This is a genomic window from Cupriavidus sp. (assembly GCF_057315035.1).
Window position 1 is genome coordinate 86070 of the sequence record NZ_DBHKYV010000011.1, and the last position, 22597, is coordinate 108666.

Sequence of the window (22597 nt, forward strand, 5' to 3'; positions counted from 1 at the left end):
AATACTTTTGAAAACGGATCAGCCGGGACCTAGACTCTTTTTGCAACAATTACACAGCCCGCCGAGTCTTCCCGGTTCGGGCATTCTCACCACAAAATCGCTGCCGGCATGCTGAGACTGCCCGCGCCGCGCTGGGTGCGCGACTATCGCAAGGAATGGATATCGCCGGACCTTCTGGCCGGATTGACGGCGGCTGCGGTAGTCATCCCCAAGGCCCTGGCCTATGCGACGATCGCTGGGCTGCCAGTGCAAACGGGGCTGTACACCGTGTTCGTGCCCATGCTGATCTACGCCGTGCTGGGTAGTTCACAAACGCTTAGCGTCAGCACCACCACCACGCTGGCCATACTGGTGGCGTCGGCGTTCTCCAACCTTGGACCCCATCTGTCCGAGGCTACGCTCATCACGGCATCCGCCACGCTGACGCTGCTGGTCGGCGCAATGTTGTTGGCGGCACGGCTTCTTCGCCTTGGATTTGTCGCGGACTTCATTTCCGAACCGGTGCTGATTGGCTTCAAGGCGGGCGTCGGGCTGGTCATTGTCGTCGACCAGATCCCGAAGCTGCTTGGGATTCATTTCGCGAAGGGTTCGTTCTTCCACAATATCGTAGCCATCGTGCAGCATCTGCCGCAGGCCTCTCTGGCGACGGTAGCGGTGGGTCTTGGCGTGATCGCCATTCTCGTGGCGCTGGAGCATTGGTATCCGCGCGCTCCCGCGCCGCTGATGGCGGTTGCCGTGGGCATTTGTGGTGTGGTGCTGCTGAATTGGCCGGCCCATGGCGTGGCGATTGTCGGCAAGGTTCCCACCGGGTTGCCGCCGTTGACGCTGCCCGATATGGAGATGGTGCGCAAGCTTTGGCCACCAGCGCTGGGCATTGCGCTAATGAGCTTCACCGAAAGCGTGGCGGCAGGCAGGGCGTTCACCCAACCGGGAGACGTGCCGCCTTCGGCGGATCGCGAATTATTGGCGACCGGGTTCGCGAATGTCGGCGGGGCGTTCCTGGGAGCCATGGCGGCCGGCGGCGGTACCACGCAGACCGCGGTCAATCGCCTGTCGGGCGCCCGCTCGCAGTTGGCGGGGCTGGTGACGTCGCTGGCGGCGCTCGGCACCATGCTGGTACTGGCGCCGCTGGTTGGCCTGATGCCTGATGCAACGCTGGCAGCCGTGGTGATCGTGTACTCGATTGTCCTGATCAAACCGTCGGAATTTCGTACCGTGCTTCATGTCCGGCGCACCGAGTTCATCTGGGCGGTGGTGGCGGTGGCTGGCGTGGTGGCGCTCGGCACGCTGCAGGGCATTGTGGTGGCCATCCTTGTGTCGATGCTGGCGCTGGCCTACCAGACGTCGGACCCGCCCGTCTACGTGTTGGCACGCAAGCCCAATACCAATGTTTTCCGTCCGGTATCCGCCCAGCATCCGGACGATGAAACGATTGCCGGCCTGCTGATGCTCCGGCCGGAGGGGCGCATCTATTTTGCCAATGCCCGGCGTGTCGGCCACAAGCTCCGACCGCTGGTGGCGACGGCCAGGCCACGGGTGTTGGTGCTGGACCTGGCGGGCGTGTCCGATCTCGAATACACGGCCCTGCATATGCTGACCGATGCCGAGAAAAGATTTCGCGAGGAAGAGGGCGTTCTGCTATGGCTGGTCGGCATGAATCCGGACGTGCTGAACATGGTCCAGCGGTCGCCGCTTGGCCAGACCATGACCCACGAGCGCATGTTTTTTACGCTGGACCTTGCCGTTGCACGATTCGAGTCCGGGAGGGACGGCGCGGGCCCGACTGGTGTCGGGCCATAGCAATCGTCAATGCGCGGCGGGGGTTTGCCCCCGGGCTTTCGCACGCCGGCGACGTGCCAGCATGTTGAGCCCTTCCACCGCCGTGGAAAATGCCATCGCTGTGTAGATATAGCCTTTGGGCACATGGTGGCCCAGCCCGTCGGCAATCAGCGTCATGCCGATCATGATCAGGAAGGCCAGTGCCAGCATGACGATGGTCGGATTGCGGTTGATGAAGTTGGCCAGCGGCGCGGCGGCCACCAGCATCACGGTCACGGCGGCGATCACGGCGATAAACATGATTGGGATGTGATCCGTCATGCCGACCGCGGTAATGATGCTGTCGATCGAGAACACCAGGTCGAGCACCAGGATCTGGCCAATGGCCGCCGCGAATCCCGGCACCGCGCGGGCAACGGCAGCTTCGTCCTCGTGTTCCGGTTCGGGGGCCACGTGCTGATGGATTTCCCGTGTGGCTTTCCAGACCAGGAAGGCGCCACCCGCTATCAGGATGATGTCGCGCCAGGAAATGCCTTTGCCGAAGATCGTGAACACCGGTTCGGTCAGCGCCACGATCACGGCGATGGTGGCCAGCAGCCCCAAACGCAGGATCAGCGCCAGACCGATGCCCACCCGCCGTGCTTTCTCACGGTTTTCCTCGGGCAGCTTGTTGGTCAGGATCGAGATGAAGATCAGGTTGTCGATACCGAGCACGATCTCCATGGCCACCAGCGTGGCCAGGGCGGCCCAGGCAGAAGGGTCGCGCGCCAATATGAGCAGCGTTTCCATGCGGACTCCAGATCTCGGCGTTCAAGACGTTCAGGACGTTCAGGACGTTGGGCGTTCAGGGTAGGCCGGGGTGGCGGCCCGCAAGCGGACAACAGTAGACATGGTAGCGCACAGCCCGACCCTGGCGAAGCCGGTACAGCACCGATTTGACGGTTTAGGGGCGGGTAGGGTGAAGAACGAGGTTGTCGAACTGCAATTGTGAAATATAGTATGTGATATACCAATGCATCGATATCGCACTATTCACTACAAACCAGGAGACAACCCATGAAGATTTGCATCTACGGAGCCGGAGCGATCGGGGGCTATATGGGCGCGCAGTTGGCGCTGGCCGGGGCGGATGTCAGTTTCATTGCACGCGGGCCACACCTGGCCGCGATGCAGGCCCACGGCGTGCGGCTGCAGATCGATGGCGAGGAGCGCGTGGCCAAGGTACGCTGCGCCAGCGATCCGCGTGAACTGGGGCCACAGGACTATGTGTTCATCACGCTGAAAGCCCACCAGGTGCCTGGTGTGGTGGATCTGATGCAGCCGTTGCTGGGCCCCGAAACGGCGGTTGTTACCGGCGTCAACGGCATTCCCTACTGGTATTTCCATCAGCATGGTGGCGATTTCGCGGGCAGGACGCTGGAAAGCGTGGATCCGGGCGGCAAGCAATGGCAGGGGCTCGGGCCGGAGCGCGCCATCGGATGCGTGCTCTACCCTGCAGCTGAAATCGTCGCGCCGGGCGTGATCAAACATGTCTATGGGAAGAAATTTCCGATTGGCGAGCCCGATGGCACGCGCTCGGCGCGTGTGACGCGGCTGTCTGAGATGATGGTCAAGGCTGACCTCGATGCCCCGGTGCGCGACAACATCCGTGATGAAATCTGGCTCAAGCTGTGGGGCAACCTCTGCTTCAACCCGATCAGCGCACTGACCCATGGCACGCTGGACATCATCACGTCGGATCCGGCCACCCGCGCGTTGTCGCGGCAGATGATGCTTGAGGCCAAGGACATCGCGGAACGGTTTGGCGTGCACTTCCGTGTCGACGTCGAGCGGCGGATCGATGGCGCTGGCGCGGTGGGTGCCCACAAGACATCGATGCTGCAGGACCTGGAGGCGGGCAGGGCGATGGAAATCGATCCGCTGCTGACGGTGGTGCAGGAGATGGGCCGGATGCTCGGCCAGCCCACGCCCATGATCGATGCGGTGCTGGGCCTGATCAAACAGCGCGATCGCATGGCCCAGGCGGCACTGACAGTGAGTGCGCCAGTGGCCAAGGCGGCCTGACCTTGGGCTGAGATTGACTGAATCGCCGGGAAATCGGCCTTCGGTACTGCGGTCAATGTGATATACCATATACGAAAGGCCGGACTCGTCCCTTCGTCCACGTCATGTTTGGAAAATGCGCCAGATTGATGAGCAGAACGCATGGCGCCATGCCAAACTGTTTTCGATGACGTTCACGAAGGGACGCGTGCCACCGGATGTCAGATCGGCGTTCGGGGCACCGGCCATTGACGAGTGCATTCATGTCTGCCCAAAGCCAACCCGAGGTCCAGCCGCACAGCGGACTGTCCCTTTCGCTACAACCGATCAATGCGGGCGCAAGCCTGCGCGACCAGGCGTACGCCATGCTGCGCCAGGCGATTTCCGATGCCGACATCTATCAGTCGCGTGAGGAGGTCAGGCTCGACGAGCGCGTGTTATCCGAGGCGCTCGGTGTCAGCCGCACGCCAATCCGCGAGGCGATGACGCTGCTCGAGCAAGAGGGGTTCCTGCGCACGGTGCCGCGCCGCGGCATCTACATCACGCGCAAGACCAAGCGCGAAATCGTCGAGATGATCCAGGTCTGGGCCGCGCTGGAAAGCATGGCCGCGCGCCTGGCCACGCAGAATGCCACCGACGAGGAGATCGGTAAGCTGCGCCATATGTTCGACAGCTTCCGCGACTCCACGCCGGCCGAGCATATCGAGGAATACTCCGACGCCAACATCGTCTTTCACCAGGCGATCGTGCAGTTGTCGAAGTCGCAGATCATCATGGACCAGATCAAGAACATCTTCGTCCATGTGCGAGCGATCCGGAAAATGACGATCTCGCAGAGCGACCGTGCGGCGCGTTCGATCGTCGATCACCTGCGGATCATTGAAGCGCTGGAAAAACGCGATACGGAACTGGCCGAACGACTGGTCCGGCAGCATTCGCTGGACCTGGCCGAGTACGTCGAGAAGAACTGCGACTTCCTGGACTGACGTCTGGCCCTCGTCTAGCGCTCGCCGTCGTCTGGTCCATGACCGGTCGGCGAGGGCAAGGCCGTTCTGACGCTGCGCCACGCGCGCACGGTTATCGTCCGGATTGTCCTGATGTCCCGTGACGTGACCGCATCATCCTGACCCCAACAGCCGCCCGGCTCGTTGGGGTTTTTTCGTTGGTACATCCGCCTCGCAAATCGGTCGCGTTGTATTTGCTGTGGCGCAGCATCGAAACCTCCTGGATTCGGGTTTAAACCCCCTTGCATCTTGGTGATATACCACATACTGTATGTCAACAGCACAGAACACTTATCAGGAGACGCAGCATGGCCGACACCCACACCGAAAGAAAAGCCCTCGACGGTATTCGCATCCTGGACATGACGCACGTGCAGGCCGGTCCGTCGGCCACGCAGTTGATGGCCTGGATGGGGGCCGACGTGATCAAGGTTGAAATGCCGGGGCGCGGTGACATTACGCGCAGCCAGCTGCGCGACGTGCCGAACGCTGACAGCCTGTACTTCACCATGCTGAACAGCAACAAGCGTAGCCTGACGCTCAATATGAAAACGCCGGAAGGCAAGGCACTGCTGGAGGACCTGATCCAGCAAAGCGACGTGCTGATCGAAAATTTCGGCCCGGGCGTGCTGGCCCGCGCCGGATTCGACTGGGACACTATCCAGGACCTGAATCCGCGCATGATCTATGCGTCGATCAAGGGCTTTGGTCCCGGTCCCTACCAGGACTGCAAGGCGTATGAAAACGTGGCCCAGTGCATGGGCGGTTCGGCCAGCACCACGGGCAGCGATGACGGCGTGCCGACCGTGACCGGTGCGCAGATCGGTGACTCCGGTACCGGTGTGCATTGCGTGGTTGGCATCCTGGCCGCGCTGCTGCAGCGCGAACATAGCGGCCGGGGCCAGCGCGTAGAGGTGGCCATGCAGGACTCGGTGCTGAACCTGTGCCGCGTGAAGCTGCGCGACCAGCAGCGCCTGTCGGCGGGTCCGCTCAAGGAGTACCCGAACGGTGACTTCGGCGACTACGTGCCGCGTGCCGGCAATGCGTCCGGCGGTGGCCAGCCCGGTGCGGCGCTGCGCTGCTCGCCCGGCGGCGCCAATGACTACGTGTACGTCATCATCCAGCCGCAGGGCTGGGAGCCTCTGATGCGCCTGTGCGGCCGCGAGGACCTGATCGTGCACCCGCAGTTCGCCACGCCGGAAGCGCGCCTGAAATGCCTGGGCGAGTGCTTCGGCATCGTCGAGAAGTGGACCAAGTCGAAGACCAAATTCGAGGTGATGGCGGCGCTGAACGATGTCGATGTGCCGTGCGGCCCGATCCTGTCGATGAAGGACCTGATCGAAGATGGCTCGCTCTACGAGCGCGGCTACCTCGTGGAGTTGGATCATCCGACGCGTGGCAAATACGTGCAGCTCGGCTCGCCAATCACATTGTCCGACTCGCCGGTGAATGTCGAGCGCTCGCCGCTGCTGGGCGAGCACACCGAAGAGATCCTCGAATGGCTTGGACGTTCGCCAGCACAGATCGCGGCGCTGCGCGAAGCGGGAGCAGTCTGACCCGAGGCGCGCGGCCACTGGCCGGCGCCCGTCACCGCGGCCCCTGACAGGGGGCCTCAATCTCTGCCAAGAGCGCAGGCGCGGCACACACGAACGCGTCTGCCTGAGGAGCTCTGCCGTGCAAACCTGGATTCGCTTCCGCCGCCCTGACGGCGACACCGCTTATGGCCGGCTTGACGACGCTGATGCCGACCGGGTCATCGAATACGATGGTCCTGGCTATGGCGATGCCCGTCCTACGGGCAAGGCCTTCAGCTACGCTTCGCTGGAACTGCTGGCCCCGTGCCAGCCCGGCAAGATCGTGGCGCTATGGAACAACTTTCACGCCCTTGCGGCCCGGCTGGAGAAGTCGGTGCCGGTGCATCCGCTGTTCCTGCTGAAGCCGGCCAGTTCGCTGGCCGGCCCAGGCGACGATATCCTGCGCCCGGGCGGATACACCGGCAAGATCGCCTATGAAGGCGAACTCGGCATCGTGATCGGCCGTCAATGCCGCAATGTGCCGTTGGGCGAAGCCGCCTCGCACATCTTCGGCTACACCATCGTCAATGACGTCACGGCGGGCGAGTTGCTCAATGCCGATCCAAACTTCCCGCAGTGGACCCGCGCCAAGGGTTCCGACACCTTTGGTTGCATCGGTCCGGCCATCGTCACCGGCTTTGATTGGCGCAGCGCCAGCGTGGTGACGCGTCTGGATGGCGTCGAGCGCCAGAACTACCCCCTGTCCGACATTGTTTTTTCTCCCGAGGAGCAGGTCAGCCGCCTGTCGCAGGACATGACGCTAATGCCGGGCGACGTGATCGCCGTCGGCACCTCGATCGGGGTCGGGTCGATGAAGGAAGGTTCGGTGGTGGAGGTGTCGATCCGCGGGATTGGCTCGCTGGTCAACCAGATGCGCGGCTGAGGTCGAAGGGGAGTTGGTAATTTCCCTTATTTGCGTCTAATTCTCACGAAATGCTGCAGTGCGTCGACGAAAGTTCGTCGAAATAGTGGGAATTTTCTTGCTGATAGTTGATATATCACATACCGTATTTTTGCGTCGTAGGGTGCAGCGAATCGTCAGGAGGAGACAACGCGTTCCGTCATGCCCGAATCGGGCAGGTGGGACGCGAGGGCGACCGCTGAAGACACCCTGAGGCAGAGAAATTTCAATCCCGTCAATTTGCATAGAAGGAAGCAACCATGGCAGAAGTCGGAAACGAACTGCAGCGTCACGCTGTGGAAGAACATCAGGCACAAACCGATGGTTTTCATCTGGTCATCGACGCACTGAAGCTGAATGGCATCGAAAACATCTACGGCCTGCCCGGCATTCCGGTCACCGATCTGGCCCGCCTGGCACAGGCCAATGGCATGCGCGTCATCAGCTTCCGTCATGAGCAGAACGCAGGCAACGCCGCCGCGATTGCCGGCTTTCTCACGCAAAAGCCAGGGGTTTGCCTGACCGTGTCCGCACCCGGGTTCCTGAACGGGCTGACGGCGCTGGCGAATGCGACCACCAACTGCTTCCCGATGATTCTGATCAGCGGCTCCAGCGAGCGCGAGATCGTCGATCTGCAGCAAGGTGACTACGAAGAGATGGACCAGCTGGCTATCGCCCGCCCGCACGCCAAGGCCGCCTTCCGCGTGCTGCACGCCGAAGACATTGGTGTCGGTGTTGCGCGTGCCATTCGTGCTGCCGTGTCGGGCCGTCCGGGCGGTGTGTACCTGGACCTGCCGGCCAAGCTGCTGGGCCAGTCGATGGAAGCTGAGAAGGGTCGCAACTCCCTGATCAAGGTGGTGGACCCGGCTCCGCGCCAGCTCCCGGCACCGGACTCGGTCGAGCGCGCCGTCGAGCTGCTGAAGAGCGCCAAGCGTCCGCTGATCCTGCTGGGCAAGGGTGCCGCATACGCACGCGCCGATGCGGATATCCGCGCGCTGGTCGAGAAGACCGGCATCCCGTACCTGCCGATGTCGATGGCCAAGGGCCTGCTGCCCGATACGCATCCGCAATCGGCCTCGGCCGCGCGTTCGTATGTGCTGGCTGAAGCCGACGTGGTGTTGCTGGTCGGTGCCCGCCTGAACTGGCTGCTGTCGCACGGCAAGGGCAAGACCTGGGGCAAGCCGAAGCAGTTCATTCAGGTCGACATCTCGCCGACCGAGATGGACAGCAACGTCGCCATCGCCGCGCCAGTAGTAGGGGACATCGGATCGTGCGTATCGGCACTGCTCGGCAAGATCGGCAACGACTTTGCCAAGCCGGGTGCCGAGTGGCTCAACGCGGTAGACGAACGCAAGGACAAGAACCTGGCGAAGATGGCCGAGACCCTGGCCAAGGACACGTCGCCGATGAACTTCCACAGCGCACTGCGCGTGCTGAAGGACGTCGTCAAGGCCAACCCGAGCATCTCGTTTGTCAACGAAGGCGCCAACACGCTGGACTATGCCCGCGCCGTGATCGACATGTACGAGCCGCGCAAGCGCCTCGACGTAGGTACCTGGGGCGTGATGGGCGTGGGCATGGGCTATGCGGTAGCCGCAGCGGTGGAAACCGACAAACCAGTGCTGGCGGTCTGCGGTGACAGCGCATTCGGTTTCTCGGGCATGGAAGTCGAGACGATTTGCCGCTACAACCTGCCGATCTGCATCGTCGTTTTCAACAACAACGGCGTCTACAAGGGTATCGACAAGAATCCGACCGGCGGCAAGGACCCGGCCGTCACGATGTTCGTCCCGGGCGCCCGCTACGACAAGATGATGGAAGCGTTCGGCGGCGTCGGCCACAACGTCACCACGCCGACGGAACTCGAGGCGGCAGTGAATGAAGCACTGCGCTCGGGCAAGCCCACCCTGATCAACGCCGTCATCGACCCGGCTGCCGGTACCGAAAGCGGCCGCCTGACCAATCTGAATCCGCAAAGCTCGGCCAGCAAGTAATCCACTCGAATTTCACCCCTCTATTCCAACAGGATCCAAAAGGAGAGCGAAAGTGAACCTTCCACTGAACGGCATCAAGATCATTGACTTCACGCACGTCCAGGCCGGCCCCGCCTGCACCCAGCTTCTCGCGTGGTTCGGCGCAGACGTGATCAAGGTAGAGCGCCCGGGCTCCGGCGACGTCACCCGCTCGCAATTGCGCGACGTTCCCGACGCCGACGCGCTGTACTTCACGATGCTGAACAGCAACAAGCGCTCGCTGACACTGGACACCAAGAAGCCGGAAGGCAAGAAGATTCTCGAACAACTGATCCGCGAATCGGACGTGCTGGTCGAGAACTTCGGTCCGGGCGCACTGGACCGCATGGGTTTCTCCTGGGAGCGCATCAACGAACTGAACCCGATGATGATCGTGGCCTCGGTCAAGGGCTTTAGCGACGGCCACCACTATGAAGACCTGAAGGTCTACGAGAACGTGGCGCAATGCGCGGGTGGTGCCGCGTCGACCACCGGCTTCTGGGACGGCCCGCCGACCGTGTCGGCAGCCGCCCTCGGTGATTCGAACACCGGCATGCACCTGGCCATCGGCATCCTGACGGCAATCATCGGCCGCCAGCAGACCGGCAAGGGCCAGAAGGTCGCCGTGTCGATGCAGGATGCCGTGCTGAACCTGTGCCGCGTGAAGCTGCGCGACCAGCAGCGCCTGGACAGCCTGGGCTTTCTGGAAGAGTATCCGCAGTATCCGCACGGCACCTTCAGCGACGTGGTGCCCCGCGGTGGCAACGCCGGCGGTGGCGGCCAGCCGGGCTGGGTGCTGAAATGCAAGGGCTGGGAGACCGATCCCAACGCTTATATCTACTTCACCATCCAGGGCCACGCCTGGGAGCCGATCTGCAAGGCGCTGGGCAAGGAAGAGTGGATCACCGATCCGAACTACAACACGCCGAAGGCGCGTCAGCCGCATATCTTCGACATCTTCCAGACCATCGAAACCTGGCTTGCCGACAAGACCAAGTACGAAGCGGTGGATATCCTGCGCAAGTTCGATATTCCCTGCTCGCCGGTGCTGTCGATGAAGGAAATCGCGGCGGATGAATCGCTGCGCAAGAGCGGATCGATCGTGGAAGTCCCGCACAAGGTGCGTGGTACCTACCTGACCGTGGGCAGCCCGATCAAGTTCTCGGACATGAAGCCGGAAATCACCGGTTCGCCGCTGCTGGGCGAGCACAGCGATGAAGTGCTGGCCGGCCTCGGCTACGGCGCCGAGGAAATCGCCAGCCTGCGCGAGTCGCAGGTGATCTGAGCGAAAGCGCCAGCCCTGCCTGCGCCCCGATGGTGACGGTGGGCCAGGCTGGCGCTCCGGGGAATGCGTGGACCTGATGTACCGCGCATTCCCCGGCTGCTTTTCACTGGACGCCCAAGCCTGGACCCCGGGGCGGTGAACCATGCCACTCCCCATTCCTCAGGAATGACCATGCAGACTGCAATCGACTACGAACAACTGGTGTCGGCCATCGGCGACGCCGTCATCATCTCCGGCGCCGACGGCGCCATCACGTTGTGGAATCCTGCCGCGGAATACATGTTCGGCTTTACCCAGGAGGAGGCCCTGGGCAAGTCGCTGGATCTGATCATTCCCGAGCGCCTGCGTGCGCGCCACTGGGAAGGCTACGACAAGACCATGGCAACGGGCCAGACCCGCTACGGCCATGACTTGCTGAAGGTCCCGGCGATCAACAAGAAAGGCGATGCGATGTCGATTGCCTTTACCGTGGCGTTGCTGCGCGGGGAGGGTGGGGAAGTCACCGGCATCGTGGCGGTGATCCGCGACGAGACCGTGCGCTTTCAGGAAGAGCGGGCGCTGCGCAAGCGCATCGCGGAACTGGAAGCCAAGGCGAGCGCTGCGGCCTGAGCCGGCTGACTGTCTGACTCATCAAGGGCGCGCCGATGCCGGGGCGCCCTTGATGCCTACTTCATCGCTGCTGTCGTGGTCGCACCCAGCTCCGCTGGCGAAGCGGCCACATGGATGCCGGCTTCCCGCATCGCATCGATCTTCGCTTCCGCCGTTCCCGTGCCACCCGAGATGATGGCGCCGGCATGACCCATGCGGCGTCCCGGCGGCGCCGTGGTGCCGGCGATATAGCCCACCACGGGTTTGCGCGCGCGGGTATCGCGCAGGAACCGGGCCGCGTCTTCTTCCGCAGAGCCACCGATCTCTCCGATCATGATGATGCCTTCGGTCTGGTCGTCGGCCAGGAACATCTCCAGACAGTCGATGAAGCTGGTGCCGTTGACCGGATCGCCGCCAATGCCAATGCAGGTCGACTGCCCCAGCCCGGCCGCCGTGGTCTGCGCCACGGCCTCATAGGTCAGCGTGCCCGAGCGTGACACCACGCCGATCTTGCCCGGCTTGTGGATGTGTTCCGGCATGATGCCGATCTTGCATTGGCCCGGTGTGATCACGCCCGGGCAGTTCGGCCCGACCAGGCGGCTGCCGGACCCTGACAGCGCACGCTTGACGCGCACCATGTCCATCACTGGGATGCCCTCGGTAATGCAGACGATCAGCGCAATGCCGGCATCGACCGCTTCCAGGATGGCATCGACGGCGAACGGCGGCGGCACGTAGATGACCGATGCATCGGCGCCGGTGGCTTCGGCAGCCGCCGCCACGGTGTCGAAAACGGGCAGGCCGAGGTGCGATTCGCCGCCCTTGCCGGGTGTGACGCCGCCTACCATCTTCGTGCCGTAGGCCAGCGCCTGTTCCGAATGGAAGGTCCCTTGCTCACCGGTAAAGCCCTGGCAGATCACGCGTGTGTTCTGGTCGATCAGGACAGCCATTTCACTTGCCTCCCTTTTTCTGCGTGGCGCGCACGGCAGCCACCACTTTTTCGGCCGCATCGGCAAGATGGCTGGCGGACACGATCGGCAGGCCCGAATCGCGCAGGATCTGCTTGCCCTGCTTGACGTGGGTGCCTTCCAGCCGTACCACCAGCGGCACGGTCAGGTCCACTTCGCGGGCGGCGGCGACCAAGCTTTCGGCGATCACGTCGCAGCGCGCCATGCCGCCGAAGATGTTCACCAGAATGCCTTCGACCTTCGGATCGGCCACGATCAGCCGGAAGGCCGCTGTCACGCGTTCGCTGGCGCCACCGCCTATGTCCAGGAAGTTGGCTGGCTCGGCACCATGGAGCTTGATGATGTCCATGGTGGCCATTGCCAGGCCCGCGCCATTCACAATGCAGCCGATATTGCCGTCCAGCCGCACGTAGTTCAGTGCGTGCCTTGCTGCCTCGGTCTCGGCCGGGTCTTCCTCGCTCTCGTCGCGCATCGCCTCGATGTCGGGGTGGCGGAAGAGGGCGTTGTCGTCGAAACTGAATTTGGCGTCGAGCGCCATCAGGTCGCCGTTGCCGGTGACCACTAGCGGATTGATCTCGACGATCGAAGCGTCGAGTTCAGTGAAAGCGCGGTAGACCGAGAGGATCAACCGTGTGGCCGCGCCCATCTGCTTGCCGGATAGCCCGAGTCCGAACGCCAGTTGGCGTGCATGAAACAGCTGGATTCCGCTGGCCGGGTCGATCACCACCTTCAGGATGCTCTCGGGCGTGCGTGCGGCAATCTCCTCGATCTCCATGCCGCCTTCGGTGGACGCCATGATCGTGACGCGCGACGTGGCGTGGTCGATCAGGATACCCAGGTAGAGCTCGCGTGCGATATCGCAGGCTTTCTCGACATAGAGGCGCCGCACCACGCGACCAGCCGGGGCGGTCTGGCTGGTGACCAGCGTGTTGCCCAGCATTTGCGCGGCGTTGGCGTGCACATCATCGATCGACGTCACGACGCGTACGCCGCCGTGGTTCGCGCTATGGCCGGCGCTATGGCCGGTGAAATGGCCGGCACCGCGGCCGCGCGCGTGGATCTGCGCTTTCAACACCCAGGCCGGGCCGCCCAGCTTGCGGGCGGCATGGACGGCCTCGTCTGGTGTAAAGGCCACGCAGCCGAGCGGTACTGGCACGTCATAGCGCCTGAGCAACTCCTTGGCCTGATGTTCGTGAATGTTCACGTGTCTCCTCGCTTGTGTGCACCGCGTGCCGCAGGTCGGAGTTCGCCTGTCCGGTTCTACGCATCAATAAATATTGTATGTAATATATCAATAAAGAAAGTGGAGCGGAATCATGAAAGTCGAGTACCAGGAGGGTCATGCCCGCGGCTTATAAGTAGATCGCATCAATTTCTCCTTGTTGTTTATTGATATATCACATACGGTATTCGTCAGGTTGGTGCGATTGGTCACGGCACAGATACGCGAGGCCGGTCGCGTCTTGCCCATCGCCGTCATTGCCTCAAGAGAATCCTCAAGGAGACAACGCCATGGAAAACAAGGCACTGAATGGGGTCCGCATTCTGGACATGACCCACGTGCAGGCCGGTCCGTCGGCCACCCAGCTGATGGCCTGGCTAGGCGCGGATGTGATCAAGGTGGAATTGCCCGGCCGTGGCGACATTACGCGCAGCCAATTGCGCGATGTACCGAACGCGGACAGCCTCTACTTCACGATGCTGAACTCGAACAAGCGCAGCCTGACGCTCAATATGAAGACGCCGGAAGGCAAGGCGCTGCTGGAAGACCTGATCCGGCAGTGCGACGTGCTGGTGGAGAACTTCGGTCCCGGCGTGCTGGACCGCGCCGGGTTTGAATGGCATCGCATCCAGGAACTGAACCCACGCATGATCTACGCATCGATCAAGGGCTTTGGCCCGGGGCCGTACGTCGACTGCAAGGCATACGAGAACGTGGCGCAGTGCATGGGTGGTTCGGCCAGCACCACGGGCGACGAGGACGGGGTGCCGTCGGTGACGGGGGCCCAGATCGGCGATTCCGGCACGGGCGTGCATTGCGTGGTGGGCATCCTGGCCGCGCTGCTGCAGCGCGAACATAGCGGCCGGGGCCAGCGCGTGGAAGTCGCCATGCAGGATTCGGTGCTAAACCTGTGCCGCGTGAAGCTGCGCGACCAGCAGCGCCTGTCGGCGGGTCCGCTCAAGGAGTACCCGAACGGTGACTTCGGCGACTACGTGCCGCGTGCCGGCAATGCGTCCGGCGGTGGCCAGCCCGGTGCGGCGCTGCGCTGCTCGCCCGGCGGCGCCAATGACTACGTGTACGTCATCATCCAGCCGCAGGGCTGGGAACCACTGATGCGCCTGTGCGGCCGCGAGGACCTGATCACGCATCCGCGGTTCGCCACGCCGGAAGCGCGCCTGAAAAACCTGGGTGAATGCTTCGGCATCGTCGAGAAGTGGACCAGGTCGAAGACCAAGTTCGAGGTGATGGCGGCGCTGAACGACGTGGACGTGCCGTGTGGCCCAATCCTGTCGATGAAGGACCTGATGGAGGACGGCTCGCTCTACGAGCGTGGCTACCTGGTCGAACTCGATCACCCCGAGCGCGGCAAGTACGTGCAGTTGGGCTGCCCGATCATGCTGTCCGATTCGCCCGTGGAGGTTGAACGCTCGCCACTGCTGGGAGAGCACACCGAAGAAGTGCTCGAGTGGCTGGGCCGTTCTCCCGCGCAGATCGCCGCGCTCAAGGCGGCCGGGGCAGTCTGACCCGGCGCCAGGTACAAGTGGGCAAGTGGGCAAGGGGGGCAGGCAAGACCTGAGTCATTTGCCCACTACGACAAGTCAGTTGATGCCAGCGCCTGCCATGGCCCGCAGGTACTCGTTCTTCTTGTCGAAGATCAACTGGCTCAGGAACGGCGCGTCGTATGCATTGAGCAGATGGGCGTGGTAGTCCTCGATATAGCGCGTGACGCGAGACTTCTCGCATTCGATGCCGCAGAGCCAGTCGAACATTGGTGCATCCCAGCGGAAGCGCAGTCCCAGCTCGGTGAATGCGGCGTTATAAGCAGCCAGTTGGACCTCACGATCAACGTGGCGCATCTCGCTGATGGCCGACGTGGTTGCGGAAGCGGAGGGCGCGTCGGACTGGAGGTGGTTCATGATCGTCTCCTGAAGTTGCACGGTGTGAAGCGTGATGAGTGCAGCTTAGGCCGGACGAATGATTCACGATAATTAAAGTTTCATCGAATAATCATAAGCTATCGTTTATGGATCGATGTTTTGAGGTGCATGCGCGACTTGGTGGCGACTCATGCGCGATTCCTGCGCGATTCATGCGCGTTTGCGTGGCCGGATCAGTCCTTCGACGCCAGTGATACGCTGGATCAGGGTATGCCCTTCCTCCATCAGGAACTGCTTGAATGCCAGCGCCACGGGCGGCAGGCGCTTGTTCTTGCGGTGCACCACATACCAGTTGAGCATCACCGGAAAGCCTTCGATATCAAGGACGGCAAGCTGGCCGGTCTGCAATTCCAGGCCGACCGTGTGCGCGGAAAGGAAGGCGATGCCCATGTTGGCGATCACGGCCTGCTTGATGGTCTCGGTGCTCTTGATCTCCATCGCGATGCGCATGTTCGACAAGCGACCTGCAAAGCCTTCCTGCATGGAGTTCCAGGTGTCCGAGCCTTTTTCCCGTGAAACGAAGGCTTCCTCAGCCAGGCCGGCCAGTGGAATGTTGCGCTGCCCAACCAGCTTGTGATTGGGCGCGGCCACGATCACATACGGATGTGGCGCGAACGATTCGGCAATCGTATCAATGCCTTCGGGCGGCCTTACCATGACAGCCAGATCCGTCAAATTACCAGCCAATTGATGCAGTAATTCCTCGCGATTGTGCACCGCAAGATTTAAAGTCACCGACTCATGTCGATTCATGAATTCGGCCAACAGGCGCGGGAAAAAATAGTCGCCGGCACTGATTACCGCGACATTGAGTCGACCCCCGGATATACCCTTAAGCTGCGCCATCGCATCTTCGGCTTCACGAAATTGCTGAATGATGCTGCGGCTGTAATGAAGCATTTCGGTACCGGCCGGCGTCAGGTAGATACGCTTGCCAAGCTGCTCGAACAGGGGCAGTCCCACATGCAGTTCAAGCTGCCGAACCTGTGTAGAAACAGCGGGTTGCGTGAGATGTAGCTCTTCCGCCGCACGTGAAAAGCTCAGGTGGCGGGCCACCGTTTCGAACACTTTAAGCTGGCGCAGCGTGGCATTCTTCATTGCACGATTTCCTGCAATCTATAAAGGATCGTCAATGATCATAATAAAAAACTTTATGCTGTGCTGATCTAAGTTTGAAGTAGCATCAATCCACGAATACACGTGCCGCAATGTCAGGCGCGCTCATTCAGTAGTGAAAGTCGGGCGTCCCCCCAGGCCAGCCCACAACGCGCGCCACAGAGCGCGAATGACACTAATGCAAGGAGACACGACATGGCGCACATCGATGCGACTGGCCCCGCTGCGGGCAATTTCAATGGTGGCCTGCTCCGCAACCGCTGGTTCCAGCTGTTCATAGGCGTACTCTGCATGGGGCTGGTGGCGAACCTCCAGTATGGCTGGACGCTGTTCGTTACACCGATGAATGCCAAGCACCATTGGGGCGACTCTGCAATCCAGGTCGCCTTTTCCATTTTTATCGTTACTGAAACCTGGCTCGTGCCGCTGGAGGGCTGGCTCGTCGACAAGATCGGACCGCGTCCCGTGGTGGCGGGTGGTGCGCTGTGCGCGGGCCTGGCGTGGGTGATGAATTCCTATGCCACGACATTGCCGATGCTCTATGCCGCGGCGGTGATCGCGGGCATCGGTGCCGGCGGCGTCTATGGCACATGTGTCGGTAATGCGCTGAAGTGGTTCCCGGACAAGCGCGGTCTGGCTGCCGGCCTGACGGCCGCGGGCTTTGGCGCCGGTTCGGCGCTGACCGTGATCCCGATCGCCAGCATGATCCAGAAGTCGGGCTATGAACACGCCTTCTTTTTCTTCGGGATCCTGCAGGGTGCGTTGATCTTCGTGATGGCCATGCTGCTGGTGAAGCCGCAGCCGCCCAAGGGTGTGACGGCCAACAAGGCCATCCTGACCAATCCGGTGGAATTCACTCCAGGCCAGATGGTGCGTACGCCGGTGTTCTGGGTGATCTATGCCTCGTTCGTGGCCGTGGCGGCCGGCGGGATCATGGCCACTGCGCAACTCGGGCCGATTGCCAAGGACTTTGGCTTCGCCAACATGCCGGTCACGATGTTGGGCATGACCTTGCCGCTGCTGACGATGACGCTGTCGATCGACAATCTTTGCAACGGACTGACGCGGCCATTGTGTGGCTTCATCTCCGACCGCATCGGCCGGGAGAACACGATGTTCGTGATCTTCATCGGTGAAGGCCTGTCGCTGATCGGTCTGCTTCAGATGGGCCACAACCCGTACTGGTTCATGTTCTTCGCGGCACTGACGTTCCTGTTCTGGGGCGAGATCTTCTCGATCTTCCCGGCACTGTGCGCCGATACGTTTGGCAGCAAGTTCGCCGCCGCCAACGCCGGCACGCTCTATACGGCAAAGGGTACGGCCGCGCTGCTGGTGCCGCTGGCATCGGTGCTGTCGCATAGCGGCGGGTGGAACCTCGTGTTCGCCGTGGCCGCGGTGATGACCGTGGCGGCGGGGCTGTCGGCCAAGTTCGTGTTGCAGCCGATGCGCCGGAGCTTTATCACGGGACATGCCGCAGCGAAGCCGGTCAGTGACACCGGCACGTATATGGCCGGGTTTTCGACGGGCAAGGGCGAATAACAACAACGATGTTTGCAAGCAAGGAGCGGCACCATGAATGTTTCGCTTCCTCAACTGAAGGCCTTCGCGGCGGTGGCGCGGCAGAAAAGTTTTACGCGCGCCGCAGCGGAGCTGGGTCTGACGCAATCGGCCATCAGCCGCAGCGTGCGCGAGCTTGAAGAAGAAATCGACCAGCGGCTGTTTGACCGCACCACGCGCCAGGTGGAACTGACCGACGCAGGCGAGACGCTGTCGCAGCGCATCTGCCATCTGATCGAGGAAGTCGAGCAAACGCTGCGTGAGAGCCATGGCACGGGCAAGCCCTCGCAAGGCACGGTGCAGATCGCAACCGATCCGGTGCTGTCGTCGATGACGGTGCCGATCTGGGTAGCGGGGTGCCGCAAGGCCTGGCCCGGCATTGGTATTACGTTGCGTGACCGCTCGCATGAGAGCGTGCTGCAGAGCGTGCGCAGCGGCGAGGTGGATTTCGGCATTGCCAGCAATCCGGCGCCCTGCGATGACTTGTATTGCGAACCGCTCTGCGTGGATCCGTTGCAGGCGGTTCTACCCGCCGACCACCCGCTGGCCGCGAGGGAATCGCTGGGGTGGGGCGAACTGGCCGATGCATCGGTCATGACGCTCGACCAGAGTTCCGGTGTTCAACCAGCAGTGGAGCGAGCCTTGTCGACCTATCACGTCAGGCCGGGCTCGTTGCAGTTGCTTGGCCACTTCGCGGCCATCTTCGGCATGGTGGCGATGGGGCTGGGCATCGGCGTGGTGCCGTCGCGTGCGCAGGCCAGCGGCATGGCTCCCGCCGCTGTCCTGCGACCGTTGCGGCCTCAGGTCACGTCCAATGTCATGCTGGTAAGACGCAAGGCACGTTCGCTGAAACCCAATGCCGCCGCCGTATGGGACAACCTGCGCGCCCAGGAGTACGACCAGAGCCTGCTGAAGAAAGTAGGGTAGGGCGATGAATGGAATTCACGTGCCGCAGTGCGATAGAGATTCCAGGGGCGCATTCCGCATCTTTTACTCCTGAGATCAGTTGATTCGCGGCAAGCTTCGCGAAATTTGTGAACAACAACGCACCCCAAGGGGTGCGTTGTTGTTTTTAGAGCAATCCCTCTGTTGATATATCACATACCAAATATTTACAGACCTCGCAGTGCAGCATATAATGAATCCACCTTGATCTTCATTACTTAGGAGTTTTCATGAACGCCACGCTGCTTACCATCGCTGCCCTCGGTCTTCTTTCGCTGGGTGTTACCGTGACTTATGTACTGGCCAACTTCCTGCCGATGGGTCTGCTGACCACCGCCCAGGAACATGGTCGATTCGCCGGCCTGAGTTCGTCCGAAGACGGTACGGCAGGCATTGGCAGCATCGGCACCTCGGCGTCGGACATCGTGCTGCAACCGCGTTTCCTGCACGCCTGAACGTCGTAGCAAAGCTGTCCCGTAGTTCCGCAGTTCCAGCAGTCCAGCAGTCCAGAAGTACGTTTGAAGCACCAGGGGCCTTGTAGCGGCCGGCAAGCCCTGGATCGGCAATTCCAGTAGTTCTCCACGGCCGTCTTTCCGCAGTTCCGATCATGCCCCTGCGCCTGAGGATCTCAGGTCCCGACGCAGCCCGGCGTGTCAGCCTTCCTCCCTCGTTGTACTCATTCCGCGCATTGCTGAACCCGCCGCGATTTAGCGCGTGGGCAACTGGCTCGCCGGTACCAATCGGCTCGGGATTTTCCCTAGGCCGGGTTATCCGTGACATGCGCCGCAGCATTTTCAAGCGCCGATTCCGGCCGCTCCATTGATGCCTGATCAATGCCTAAGTGTTTGATCCGGAAAGAGGTACTTGCACGGTCGTGCGGTCGTTTCATGCGGCCATCGCACCAGTCTTCCGCGGCCCTTCATCACATGCTTTCGAATGTCTGCCAGATAGGTCAGGCAGGCATCCAAATCGGCTTGACTTGGTTGATATATCACATACTGTATAGCACTAGAACGGCTCAGCTGTTCGGGATCAGCAAGTACCAAAGGCAGTGAAAAACAGAGCACAGGCATCCGAAGCAGATGCCCATTCCACAACGGCGGGCCCAACCCGCCAGAAGGAGACACCACCATGGAAAGTCAGCAAAGCGCAAGCGCGCACGCGTCCTGGTATTCATCGCCGTGGACGCAGCTTGTATTTGGCGTGATCTGTATGGCAATGATCGCCAACATGCAGTACGGCTGGACGCTGTTCGTAAATCCGATCGACGAGAAATACAATTGGGGCCGTACCGCCATTCAGGTGGCCTTCACCATCTTTGTGGTCACGGAAACCTGGCTGGTGCCGATTGAAGGCTATCTGGTCGACAAGTACGGTCCGCGCCCGGTGGTGGTGGGCGGCGGCCTGTTGTGCGCGATTGCCTGGGTGCTCAATTCGATGGCCTCTTCACTGCCGATGCTGTACTTCGCAGCGGCAGTCGGTGGGGTAGGCGCCGGTGCGGTCTATGGCACCTGCGTGGGCAATGCGCTCAAGTGGTTCCCGAATCGCCGGGGACTGGCAGCAGGACTGACGGCCGCCGGTTTTGGCGCAGGCTCCGCCATGACCGTGGTGCCGATTGCCAACATGATCAAGAGCAGCGGGTACGAGGCTACGTTCCTGTACTTCGGGCTCGGCCAAGGCATCATTGTCGTGCTGCTTGGCATGATGCTGCTGCCGCCTTCGGCCAAGATCCTGTCGAATGTCAAATCCGCGCTGAAGGCTGCGGCCACATATAACGCGTCGCCGCGGCAAGTACTGTCATCACCGATCTTCTGGGTCATGTACGCGATGTTCGTGATGATGGCAGCCGGTGGGCTGATGGCAACCGCGCAGCTGGGGCCGATTGCCAAGGATTTCGGGCTGCACGACTCGCCCGTATCCATCATGGGCCTGACGCGTTGACCTTCGCGCTGACCATCGACCGGGTGCTCAATGGGCTGACGCGACCGTTCTTCGGTTGGGTATCCGACAATATCGGCCGCGAAAACACCATGTTCCTGGCCTTTGCGGTGGAAGCGGTGGGTATCCTGCTGCTGGCCAGTTACGGTCACAATCCGGTCATGTTCGTGATCCTGACAGGTATCGTGTTCTTCGCCTGGGGTGAGATCTACAGCCTGTTCCCGGCCACCTGCGGCGATACGTTCGGTCCGAAGTTCGCGGCGACCAATGCCGGCTTGCTCTACACCGCCAAGGGTACGGCCGCGCTGCTGGTGCCGTTCTCGAGCGTCATCACGGCAGCCACCGGTGACTGGCACGCCGTATTCATGCTGGCCTCGGGCATGGCCGCGATCTCGGCGCTGATGGCGATCTTCGTACTGAAGCCGATGCGCGAGGCGCACGCAAAAAAGTATGTGCAGGACGGCGCGACGGCCCCGATGGGATATCGCGCGGTGCCCGATGACCTGACCTGATTCCGTTTTCATTGTCCTTTGCCGATGAGCCCGCCACGTGCGGGCTCATTGCGTTATTTTCCTGAAAACCGGGAAAGTGATTGCGGCATCGTCCGGCTAATTATTCGAGTGCCGAGCGGCTACGATTCGGGTGTTCATTCATGAAAATCCCAAGGACGCCTGACATGAAAGCCATTGGCCTGACCCGCTACCTGCCCATTTCCGATCCACAGTCGCTGGTCGACGTGGAAATTGCCAGGCCTGAAGCCACCGGCCATGACCTGCTGGTCAAGGTGGAAGCCATTTCGGTAAACCCGGTCGATACCAAGGTACGTGCACCGAAAGACAAGGTAGAAGACGCGCCGCGCGTGCTGGGCTGGGATGCAGCCGGTACGGTGGTGGCAGCAGGGTCCGATGTCACGTTGTTCAAGGTGGGCGATCCTGTGTTCTACGCCGGCAGCATCACCCGTGCTGGAGCCAATAGCGAATTTCATCTGGTTGACGAACGCATTGCCGGACACAAGCCCGCATCGCTGGATTTCCCGCAGGCCGCGGCCTTGCCGCTGACGGCGATCACGGCCTGGGAAGCGATGTTCGATCGGCTCGGCATCTCGCCCAAGGGTGACGATGCCGGCAAGTCAGTCCTGATCATCGGCGGGGCAGGCGGGGTAGGGTCGATCGGTATCCAGCTTGCGAAGGTGCTGGCCGGACTGACCGTGATTGCCACCGCTTCTCGGCCGGAATCGGAAGCCTGGTGCCGTCGCCTTGGGGCGGACCACACCATCGATCACCGCAAGGACATGCCGGCGCAACTGCGCGCACTAGGCTTTGCGCACGTCGACTACATCCTGTGCTTCAACGATACCGATCATCACTTCGCCGCCATGGCCGAGGCCATTGCTCCGCAAGGCAAGATCTGCTCGATCGTGGAAAACGCCGGACCGCTGGCAATTGGCGCGCTCAAGAGCAAGAGCGCCACGTTCGTCTGGGAGTTCATGTTCACGCGCGCCATGTTCCAGACGCCCGACATGATCGCGCAGCACCGCTTGCTCAACGAGGTGGCACGGCTGGTGGACGCTGGCAAGCTGCAGGGCACCGTAGGCGACAACCTTGGCGTGATCAATGCGGCCAACCTGCGGCGCGCCCATGCCTTGCTGGAAAGCGGGCAGACGATCGGCAAGCTGGTACTGCAAGGTTTCTGACCTTTTTGATGTTGCGCAATTAACGGCCAGGAATT

At 61.7% G+C, this 22597-nt stretch carries 18 protein-coding genes and 1 pseudogene; 14 read left to right on the forward strand and 5 right to left on the reverse strand.

Going from position 1 to position 22597, the window contains the following annotated elements; translation table 11 throughout:
• Positions 1 to 108 precede the first annotated feature (108 nt).
• Positions 109 to 1800, forward strand: coding sequence for a SulP family inorganic anion transporter (locus ACO550_RS16055; RefSeq protein WP_315592822.1), 1692 nt, complete (start codon positions 109 to 111; stop codon positions 1798 to 1800).
• Between the two features lie 6 nt (positions 1801 to 1806).
• On the opposite strand, the gene ACO550_RS16060 is transcribed toward ACO550_RS16055, so the two are convergent.
• Positions 1807 to 2568 carry a TerC family protein gene (locus ACO550_RS16060; RefSeq protein ID WP_315592823.1) on the reverse strand — a complete coding sequence of 254 codons (762 nt, stop codon included), beginning with the start codon at positions 2566 to 2568 and terminating at the stop codon, positions 1807 to 1809.
• 267 nt (positions 2569 to 2835) lie between these two features.
• On the opposite strand from ACO550_RS16060, the gene ACO550_RS16065 reads away from it, so the two are divergent.
• The 7 genes from ACO550_RS16065 to ACO550_RS16095 all read left to right on the forward strand — a co-directional run bounded on the left by ACO550_RS16065 (position 2836) and on the right by ACO550_RS16095 (position 11207).
• Positions 2836 to 3843, forward strand: coding sequence for a 2-dehydropantoate 2-reductase (locus ACO550_RS16065; RefSeq protein ID WP_315592824.1), 1008 nt, complete (start codon positions 2836 to 2838; stop codon positions 3841 to 3843).
• Between the two features lie 242 nt (positions 3844 to 4085).
• Complete coding sequence (locus ACO550_RS16070) at positions 4086 to 4808, forward strand: FCD domain-containing protein (RefSeq protein WP_315592825.1); 723 nt, start codon at positions 4086 to 4088, stop codon at positions 4806 to 4808.
• A gap of 326 nt (positions 4809 to 5134) precedes the next feature.
• Positions 5135 to 6382, forward strand: coding sequence for a formyl-CoA transferase (frc, locus tag ACO550_RS16075; RefSeq protein ID WP_485994901.1), 1248 nt, complete (start codon positions 5135 to 5137; stop codon positions 6380 to 6382).
• A gap of 118 nt (positions 6383 to 6500) precedes the next feature.
• On the forward strand, positions 6501 to 7283 hold the full coding sequence (locus ACO550_RS16080; protein WP_315592827.1) for a fumarylacetoacetate hydrolase family protein: 783 nt from the start codon (positions 6501 to 6503) through the stop codon (positions 7281 to 7283).
• A gap of 278 nt (positions 7284 to 7561) precedes the next feature.
• Positions 7562 to 9295, forward strand: a complete 1734-nt coding sequence (gene oxc, locus ACO550_RS16085) for an oxalyl-CoA decarboxylase (RefSeq protein ID WP_315592828.1) — start codon at positions 7562 to 7564, stop codon at positions 9293 to 9295.
• Between the two features lie 52 nt (positions 9296 to 9347).
• A complete protein-coding gene (frc, locus tag ACO550_RS16090) occupies positions 9348 to 10598 on the forward strand; it encodes a formyl-CoA transferase (RefSeq protein ID WP_315592829.1) in 1251 nt (416 codons plus the stop codon).
• Between the two features lie 171 nt (positions 10599 to 10769).
• On the forward strand, positions 10770 to 11207 hold the full coding sequence (locus ACO550_RS16095) for a PAS domain-containing protein (RefSeq protein ID WP_315592830.1): 438 nt from the start codon (positions 10770 to 10772) through the stop codon (positions 11205 to 11207).
• 56 nt (positions 11208 to 11263) lie between these two features.
• Here ACO550_RS16095 and sucD read toward each other — a convergent pair whose 3' ends face one another.
• Positions 11264 to 12136, reverse strand: coding sequence for a succinate--CoA ligase subunit alpha (sucD, locus tag ACO550_RS16100; RefSeq protein ID WP_315592831.1), 873 nt, complete (start codon positions 12134 to 12136; stop codon positions 11264 to 11266).
• A gap of 1 nt (position 12137) precedes the next feature.
• Positions 12138 to 13358: an ADP-forming succinate--CoA ligase subunit beta gene (gene sucC, locus ACO550_RS16105; protein ID WP_315592832.1), complete on the reverse strand. Its 1221-nt coding sequence runs from the start codon at positions 13356 to 13358 to the stop codon at positions 12138 to 12140.
• Positions 13359 to 13666: 308 nt separating this feature from the next.
• Here sucC and frc (ACO550_RS16110) point away from each other — a divergent pair, with 308 nt between their 5' ends.
• The gene (frc, locus tag ACO550_RS16110; RefSeq protein ID WP_485994902.1) at positions 13667 to 14899 is read left to right on the forward strand and encodes a formyl-CoA transferase; all 1233 of its coding nucleotides are present in this window, start codon (positions 13667 to 13669) and stop codon (positions 14897 to 14899) included.
• Between the two features lie 75 nt (positions 14900 to 14974).
• Here frc (ACO550_RS16110) and ACO550_RS16115 read toward each other — a convergent pair whose 3' ends face one another.
• Positions 14975 to 15292, reverse strand: coding sequence for a LysR family transcriptional regulator (locus tag ACO550_RS16115; RefSeq protein ID WP_315592834.1), 318 nt, complete (start codon positions 15290 to 15292; stop codon positions 14975 to 14977).
• Between the two features lie 171 nt (positions 15293 to 15463).
• A complete protein-coding gene (locus ACO550_RS16120) occupies positions 15464 to 16411 on the reverse strand; it encodes a LysR family transcriptional regulator (RefSeq protein ID WP_315592835.1) in 948 nt (315 codons plus the stop codon).
• A 213-nt stretch (positions 16412 to 16624) separates the two neighbouring features.
• Between ACO550_RS16120 and oxlT (ACO550_RS16125) the strand changes: the two genes are divergently transcribed.
• The 5 genes and pseudogenes from oxlT (ACO550_RS16125) (at position 16625) to ACO550_RS16145 (ending at position 22562) form a co-directional block, all read left to right on the forward strand.
• On the forward strand, positions 16625 to 17968 hold the full coding sequence (oxlT, locus tag ACO550_RS16125; RefSeq protein ID WP_315592836.1) for an oxalate/formate MFS antiporter: 1344 nt from the start codon (positions 16625 to 16627) through the stop codon (positions 17966 to 17968).
• A 33-nt stretch (positions 17969 to 18001) separates the two neighbouring features.
• On the forward strand, positions 18002 to 18913 hold the full coding sequence (locus tag ACO550_RS16130) for a LysR substrate-binding domain-containing protein (protein WP_315592837.1): 912 nt from the start codon (positions 18002 to 18004) through the stop codon (positions 18911 to 18913).
• 248 nt (positions 18914 to 19161) lie between these two features.
• Complete coding sequence (locus tag ACO550_RS16135; RefSeq protein ID WP_315592838.1) at positions 19162 to 19386, forward strand: hypothetical protein; 225 nt, start codon at positions 19162 to 19164, stop codon at positions 19384 to 19386.
• Positions 19387 to 20062: 676 nt separating this feature from the next.
• Positions 20063 to 21381: pseudogene (gene oxlT / locus ACO550_RS16140) on the forward strand (oxalate/formate MFS antiporter).
• Positions 21382 to 21545: 164 nt separating this feature from the next.
• Positions 21546 to 22562, forward strand: coding sequence for a zinc-binding alcohol dehydrogenase family protein (locus ACO550_RS16145; protein ID WP_315592840.1), 1017 nt, complete (start codon positions 21546 to 21548; stop codon positions 22560 to 22562).
• Positions 22563 to 22597: the final 35 nt, after the last annotated feature.

Excerpts from the sequence above, each read along its gene's own strand:
- frc (WP_485994901.1), top strand. The coding sequence starts at position 5,135 with ATGGCCGACACCCACACCGAAAGAAAAGCCCTCGACGGTATTCGCATC.
- ACO550_RS16060 (WP_315592823.1), bottom strand. The coding sequence starts at position 2,568 with ATGGAAACGCTGCTCATATTGGCGCGCGACCCTTCTGCCTGGGCCGCC.
- oxc (WP_315592828.1), top strand. The coding sequence starts at position 7,562 with ATGGCAGAAGTCGGAAACGAACTGCAGCGTCACGCTGTGGAAGAACAT.
- ACO550_RS16070 (WP_315592825.1), top strand. The coding sequence starts at position 4,086 with ATGTCTGCCCAAAGCCAACCCGAGGTCCAGCCGCACAGCGGACTGTCC.
- ACO550_RS16145 (WP_315592840.1), top strand. The coding sequence starts at position 21,546 with ATGAAAGCCATTGGCCTGACCCGCTACCTGCCCATTTCCGATCCACAG.
- ACO550_RS16130 (WP_315592837.1), top strand. The coding sequence starts at position 18,002 with ATGAATGTTTCGCTTCCTCAACTGAAGGCCTTCGCGGCGGTGGCGCGG.
- sucD (WP_315592831.1), bottom strand. The coding sequence starts at position 12,136 with ATGGCTGTCCTGATCGACCAGAACACACGCGTGATCTGCCAGGGCTTT.
- ACO550_RS16115 (WP_315592834.1), bottom strand. The coding sequence starts at position 15,292 with ATGAACCACCTCCAGTCCGACGCGCCCTCCGCTTCCGCAACCACGTCG.
- ACO550_RS16095 (WP_315592830.1), top strand. The coding sequence starts at position 10,770 with ATGCAGACTGCAATCGACTACGAACAACTGGTGTCGGCCATCGGCGAC.
- oxlT (WP_315592836.1), top strand. The coding sequence starts at position 16,625 with ATGGCGCACATCGATGCGACTGGCCCCGCTGCGGGCAATTTCAATGGT.
- ACO550_RS16055 (WP_315592822.1), top strand. The coding sequence starts at position 109 with ATGCTGAGACTGCCCGCGCCGCGCTGGGTGCGCGACTATCGCAAGGAA.
- ACO550_RS16120 (WP_315592835.1), bottom strand. The coding sequence starts at position 16,411 with ATGAAGAATGCCACGCTGCGCCAGCTTAAAGTGTTCGAAACGGTGGCC.
- ACO550_RS16135 (WP_315592838.1), top strand. The coding sequence starts at position 19,162 with ATGAACGCCACGCTGCTTACCATCGCTGCCCTCGGTCTTCTTTCGCTG.
- frc (WP_485994902.1), top strand. The coding sequence starts at position 13,667 with ATGGAAAACAAGGCACTGAATGGGGTCCGCATTCTGGACATGACCCAC.
- ACO550_RS16065 (WP_315592824.1), top strand. The coding sequence starts at position 2,836 with ATGAAGATTTGCATCTACGGAGCCGGAGCGATCGGGGGCTATATGGGC.